3 protein-coding genes and 1 pseudogene are annotated in these 6,171 nt (G+C 64.8%); 1 reads left to right on the top strand and 3 read right to left on the bottom strand.

The annotated features are described in order from the left end of the window. Positions 1-127: 127 nt before the first annotated feature. A pseudogene (locus EOD42_RS25495) lies at positions 128-1,014 on the top strand (IS3 family transposase); the annotation flags it as partial. A 438-nt stretch (positions 1,015-1,452) separates the two neighbouring features. On the opposite strand, the gene EOD42_RS25500 reads toward EOD42_RS25495, so the two are convergent. From EOD42_RS25500 to EOD42_RS25510, 3 genes are read right to left on the bottom strand one after another with little or no spacing between them, the layout of a single operon-like run. Then, entirely contained in the window at positions 1,453-3,183 is a 1,731-nt protein-coding gene (locus EOD42_RS25500; protein ID WP_127790427.1) for a recombinase family protein, read from the bottom strand. Next, entirely contained in the window at positions 3,180-4,328 is a 1,149-nt protein-coding gene (locus EOD42_RS25505; RefSeq protein WP_127790428.1) for a tyrosine-type recombinase/integrase, read from the bottom strand. The genes EOD42_RS25500 and EOD42_RS25505 overlap by 4 nt, the downstream gene beginning before the upstream one ends. Beyond that, positions 4,328-6,142, bottom strand: coding sequence for a tyrosine-type recombinase/integrase (locus EOD42_RS25510; RefSeq protein ID WP_127790429.1), 1,815 nt, complete (start codon positions 6,140-6,142; stop codon positions 4,328-4,330). Before EOD42_RS25510 ends, EOD42_RS25505 begins: the two co-directional genes overlap by 1 nt. Between the last annotated feature and the right edge of the window lie 29 nt (positions 6,143-6,171).

A 6,171-nucleotide genomic window follows, 5' to 3' on the forward strand; every position in this document is an offset into this window, starting at 1 on the left:
CAGGACAAAGGCGATCTGCGCCTCAGAAAACTTCGATGCCTTCATGGAACTCTCCTCGTTCCCTGCTCGGGATACATAACTGGAAAATTCCAACTCAGATCGGTCCAATTTTCGGGGAGCACGTCACGAGCAGATGCTCGACAACGCGATCCTGAAGGATGTCGCCGCAAAAAAATGGTGACGCCCGATGCGAAGCGGAAGGCGGTGGCTCATGCCTGCACGGTGCATGCAGTGAGCCAGCGTCGGGCGTGCCTGGCCTTGACGATCGACCGCTCGACGGTGCGCTACACGAGCACCCGGCCGGACGATGCCCTGTTGCGCGAGGCGATGAAGGCCATGGCAGGAGAGCGCCGACGGTTCGGCTACCGCAGGATCCACATCATGCTGGACCGCCAGGGCATAGTGATGAACCAGAAGAAGCTGCGGCGGCTCTATCGCGAGGAGAAGTTGCAGGTGCGCCGGCGCGGCGGCCGCAAACGGGCACTGGGCACGCGGAGGCCCATGCTCGTGCCTGATCGCGCCAATGCGCGCTGGAGCCTCGATTTTCTCTCCGACACGATCACGGACGGTCGCCGCTTCAGGGTGCTCGCCATCGTCGACGACTACACGTGCGAGTGCCTCGCGCTCGTCGCCGACACCTCGCTCTCGGGCCTGCGCGTGGCTCGCGAGCTGGATGATGTCATTCGGCTGCGTGGCAGGCCGGAGACGGTCGTTTCCGACAACGGCACCGAGTTCACCTCGATGGCGATCCTGCGCTGGTGCCAGGAGACCGGCGTCGAATGGCACTACATCGCGCCCGGCAAGCCGACGCAGAACGCTTTCGTCGAGAGCTTCAACGGACGCTTCCGGGACGAGTGCCTCAACGACACGCTGTTCTCGACGCTCGCCGAGGCCCGCAGCGCCATCACCTCATGGAAGGAGGACTACAACCGCCACCGACCTCACTCGGCCCTCGGCAACATCACGCCCGCCGCGTTCGCCCTCAAATCAACGCTGGAAAAACAGGCCGCCTGAGGCCAGAAATGAAACCCAGGACTCTCCCTCAGAACGGAGGAGAAAAGGGTCTCAGGTCAAGGCCACACTCGAAACTGGGCGGGCGCACGCCTGCCGAGATCGCCGGCCAACGGGGGTGGGGGCCTGCCCCCAACCCCGTTGCCAACCCATCAACCATTGAGCAACAAGGAAGAGGACTCTCCGCCTGAATAGTAACAATCAGGGAAGCGCGCCAGGCGGCTCGCTGGGCGATAGTTAAAACGCCATTAGCAGTCTTTCATGAATAAATGAAAATGCTGCTGCAGGATGCTCTTGTAGCGGAATAATTGGCGCTGGCTCTGGTTCCGGAAATTCTCGATACTGCTAATGCGGATGCGAGAGGATGTGATGGAATTCCGAAACGTCAATCCAGGCCGGCCTCAAATTCAATCTGGATTATCTCAAGGGGGACAACGTGAATTACCTATTTCCATGGCTCGCCGTTTCAGTGACTGCCGCGCCCGCCACGGTGAGAACCCTGGGTGCGCCGGTGAGGACGCTGCCACAGAGCTCCGGCTGCCCTATCTTGAGCATGGCGCCCAGTATCCCTTCGACCTGCACGGTTGGTGGCGCGTTGCTGTTGCCAGGATAAACGATAGCTCGTTCAATCAGTGAGCGCGCCAGTTCCAGCGCCGCAGCGCTGTCCGGCCCCTCCAACGCGATCCTGATCTCGCGCATGGTCAGCCGGTAGATGACGCCAATATCCGGCCGCATCCTGACAGGAGCGGCGCCGCCCTGCATGCTGGCCGCCTTCAGCCGCGCCACCTCACCTTCCGCCTCATCGAGCTTGGCCTGCAGCGCCGAGCTGCGCATGCCGGCCGCGATCGCATCGATCAGATTGCCAAGCTTCTTCTCCGCGGCCTCCAGCTCCCGACGGTTGCGCGCCTCATCATGCCTGCGCTGCCCGGCCAGCCGGTCCCACTCAGCACTGAACTCCTCGGCAAAGGCCCGAGCCAGCTCAGGATCCATCATGTGCTCGGACAGGAGCGCCAGCACATGATCCTCCAGGGCCGTGCGATCGAGCCTGGCCGGGTTGGTGCACAAGCGGCGTGGTCGATTATTGCAGGCGTACTTCCCCGTCTGGATCGAGAACGGACCGCCACACACACCACAGCTGATTTTGCCTGAGAGCAGATAGCGCTGCTTGCGGCGCTCCCAGAACTTCAATTCACCAGTCGTCGGATCCTGCGGTGCCGCCTCACTGGAGAGGCGCGCCTGAACCGCGTCCCACAAGGCCCGGTCGATGAGACGGTACTGCGGCGCCAGGCCGGTCACCCGCTCATCCACCGCATTCAGCCGGCGATGCAACTGCCCGGTGGTGGGATCCACCAGACGCCGCCGGCGGTTCCACACCATCTCGCCCAGATAGGCGCGGTTGCGCAGGATACCATCGCCATGGCTGGGACGACCGCGCACGGTCATGGTGTTCCAACCATTCGCCCGCGGCCCCGGAACACCATCGGCGTTGAGGCGCCGCACGATCACCCCCGCCGTATGCCCCTGCGCGTACTCCTCAAAGATCCGCCTGACGATGGCGGCATGCTCGGGCACGATCTCCCAAAGACCACGGTCGATCTCGCCGTCAGGCCGCAACACGCTGGTGACACGGCGGTAGCCATAAGGCGCCGGCCCCGTGCTGCGACCTGCCCGCACCCGCCCCTCCAGACCTCGCCGGGTCTTGGCCGCGAGGTCCTGGAGATACATCGCATTCATCGTGCCCTTGAGGCCGATGTGCAGCGTCGACACCTCCCCCTCGCTGATCGTGACCAGCCGGACATTGGTGAAATTCGCGAGCTTAAAGAAACGGGCGACATGCTCCTGGTCACGGGAAATGCGGTCCAGCGCCTCGGAGAACACGATGTCGATCTCGCCGGCCCGCATGGCCGCCTGCAGCGCGATGAACCCCGGCCGATCCGCCGTGGAGCCTGAGATGGCCGCATCCTGATAGCTGCGCACCAGCTGCCAGCCCTCACGTTCCACCCGCTCGCGGCAGATGCGCAGCTGGTCCTCGATGGAGTTCTCCGACTGGCGGTCGCTGGAATAGCGCGCGTACAGCGCCACCCGCGGCTGGGCCGAGGTGCCAGGCAATGTCGATGCCCGACGCCCGGCCCGTGCCGGGGGCGATGCCTGCCGATAGACCGCGGCGCTCATAGGGCCTTGCCCTTTCGAGCCGGTGACAGCAGGCCTCTGACCGCCTCTCGCCTTTCCTCGATCAGCGCCTCCACATGCTCATGCGAGCGCTCACCCTTGGCCGCGATATAGTGCCTCTGCGTCGTCGCGATATCGGCGTGGTCCAGCACGTCCATGGCGACATAGGCATGGGCGGGATCCACCCGTGCCATTGAGGTCGCCGCCGAATGCCGGAACGCATGCGGGTGCATCGCGCGTCCGAAGTGCCGCTCGGTGTGATGGGCGATGCTGCGCGCAAAGGCGGTCAGCGACATCGGGTTCCCGCGGCTGGAGATCCACAGCCGGTTAACCGCCGAGGCGCGGTCGGTGGAACTGCCGCCCTTGGTCGACCGTCGGAGGCAAGGCCGATGGCGTTCCAGATAGCGGGTCAGGCACGGCAGCAGCTCGCTGGGGAACTCCCGGGCGATGACGCGGCCGTTCTTGGTCTCCTCTGCGGCAAAGGAGAAACTCCAGCTGCTGCCGGATCGCAGGAGATGACGCCCGATCTCGATGCTCAGGAAATTCCGCCGACGAAAGGGCCGCATGGCGAGCAGGGCAATCATGAACCCGTCCCGGTACAGGTTCGCCGCCCGCTCCGGATCGGTCATGGTCAGCGCCTCCGCCTGCTGCATCAGCTGATGGCCTAGATCGACGATTTCCCGGCTCTCTTGCACCCGCTCGGATTTATGGCGCAGCGGTAGCGCCTCGCGCTGGAGGTTGGCACGCGCGTTCCGGAGCCAGGCCCAGTCACTGGCTGGGCACATCGCATTCAGCGCCATGAGCAACTGCGACACAGCGACGGTGGCGGTTACCGGCGCATAGTCCTGCTGCAGCATGTCGATTAACGCGAGGATGCGAGGCTGGGTGACACGGTCTGCCGGTGCCTCGCTGTCGAATAGCCAGCCGCGGCTCTGCAGAAAGCCCAGCCAGCGCCCGTAATTACCGACCAGGCTGTCGCTGCTGGCAGGACGCCATGTTGCACCCTTGCCACCAGGCGAGAGAAAGCCCGACGGCTTGCGCGCCATCTCCCAAGCCGCTCGATCGGATGCGGGCCACTGCTCGAACTCGACACGGGGGCGCTTGGTCCTCCTGGGAGGCACGGCGACCTTGCTCTGCTGGATCGCCATCAGGTTGCCCGCCTATTCTGGGGGCGGGCGATGCGACCGGCCAGCGCGTGGCTGCCACCGCCACCGCCACCGCCACCGCCACCGCCGCTGCCAGCGCCCCTGATGCTGCTGCGCTGCTGCTCCAGCAGCTCGTCATAGTGCCGCGTCGCCTGCGCGCTGCGCATCCCGACATAGAAGCTCTTGGTGGTGCTGATGTCGGCATGGTGCAGATGGTCCTGCACGATATGCAGGGCGCCCAGATCCTGCCTGAGAATGATGTCACCCGCGAGGTGACGGAAAAAATGGACCGTCATCTGCACGCCGACCCGCTCCCGCGTGATCAGCTTGACGCTGGCATTGATCGCCCCGAACGTCTTGGGCCTGCCAGCCTGTTTGCCCGGGAACAGATACGCTGAGCTCACGTCGCCCAGCAGCGGGCGATGAACCCGCAGGTAGTCGTGCAGCATGCTCGTGGCGCGGCTGCCCAGCGTCGTCTCGATCGGCGTGCGGGTCTTGGTCTGATCCTCCCGAAAGATCGCCACGGCACGCCCATCCGGGCGCAGGATCAGCGTCTCCCCGATGACCAGGTTGCCGAGATTCCTGATCCGCCAGGATTTGGTCAGGCAAAGCTCGAGGATCAGCGCCACCTGATACTGCAGCGCCAGCGCGTAGGTGCTACCGCTACGTAGTTTGACCGCAGCATCGACCTCCGACCGCAGCGTCTGCGGCATGTTGAGGAGCACATCGAGCCGTGTGTGATCGGGGCCCATGGCGTCACCCATCGCGACCAGACGCTCCTTGTTCCGGACCGTCATGCGGTCACCGGACTTCTTGAAGCGCAGTTCACGGGCAATCTGCTGGAGGCGCTCCAGCGGCTGGCCGGTGAGAGCGAGGTGATGAGTGCCAATGGCGAGAGCGATGCCGGACATCTTGGCCATGACGTGATTGATCGTCCCTCCCGCCCGCTCGTGGTGAAACAGGCAGGATGTCTCAACATGCGCCGGCGTGATCGCCGCACGGAGATCCACCAGAGAGGCAGCGTCGACACCACGCAGCACCATGCCGCCGAGCAACAGCCGGAGGTGATCCCGGCAGGAGATGACCGTGGCCTCCCGCAGCCGCCTGGGATTGTCCTTGGCGAAAATGTTCATGCTGGGCGGGCCCGCCAGCCAGCGCTCGACATCGGCAACCAAGGTCGCTGGATAGGTCGCCCAACCGGGCGTGTAGTAGAGGCTGTTATTGGGCACCGTCAGCGTGATCCGCGGCCACCCCTCGACGCTCGTCGACGCCTTGTTCCAGGCGATGGCGCTCTCGCGCACCACCTTCTCCGGCTCACACACCAGGCTGCGCTCGACGAGCTCGGTCCGATAGCGTGCCATAAAGCTGTCGTTGACCTGATCGGGCTCGACATCGAGCAGCGTGCAGCAACGGGCGAACCGCCCCAGCATGGCGATCTCGCTCTTGCCGCTGACCCGTGCGAGCAGGGCCTGCCAGGCATCGGAGGGTGGCTCCGCGATGCGGTTGGGCAGGGTGAGCACGCCCACACGCAGAAGTGCCGTGCAGACCAGGGAGCGGACATTGGTCCAGCGATCGCGCGTCAGCCCAGCGGCTGCGGCGGAACGGTGCCTGAGCAGGCTGCGGATATGGGTGGCGTTTGCCGGGATCGCATCGAGCATCTGGCCGGCTGCGGCAGCCAGTGCCTTGAGGGCGGAGCGGATCTCGCCGCGCTTGGTGGCAGGCAAGGAGAGGTCGGCGGCGATGCGGTCAGCGACCTGGGACAGGAAAGCGGGCGGCGGGAGGTCAGCACCGACCGTGGCAACCAGCAAAGTGGACATAAGATATCTCCGGCGGACTAGGTTGGAAT

The sequence above is a fragment of the Rhodovarius crocodyli genome, from assembly GCF_004005855.1.
Lineage (GTDB): Bacteria > Pseudomonadota > Alphaproteobacteria > Acetobacterales > Acetobacteraceae > Rhodovarius > Rhodovarius crocodyli.

What these genes read in the sequence shown, in the direction of transcription:
- EOD42_RS25510 (WP_127790429.1), bottom strand. Translation starts at nt 6,142, where the DNA reads ATGTCCACTTTGCTGGTTGCCACGGTCGGTGCTGACCTCCCGCCGCCC.
- EOD42_RS25500 (WP_127790427.1), bottom strand. Translation starts at nt 3,183, where the DNA reads ATGAGCGCCGCGGTCTATCGGCAGGCATCGCCCCCGGCACGGGCCGGG.
- EOD42_RS25505 (WP_127790428.1), bottom strand. Translation starts at nt 4,328, where the DNA reads ATGGCGATCCAGCAGAGCAAGGTCGCCGTGCCTCCCAGGAGGACCAAG.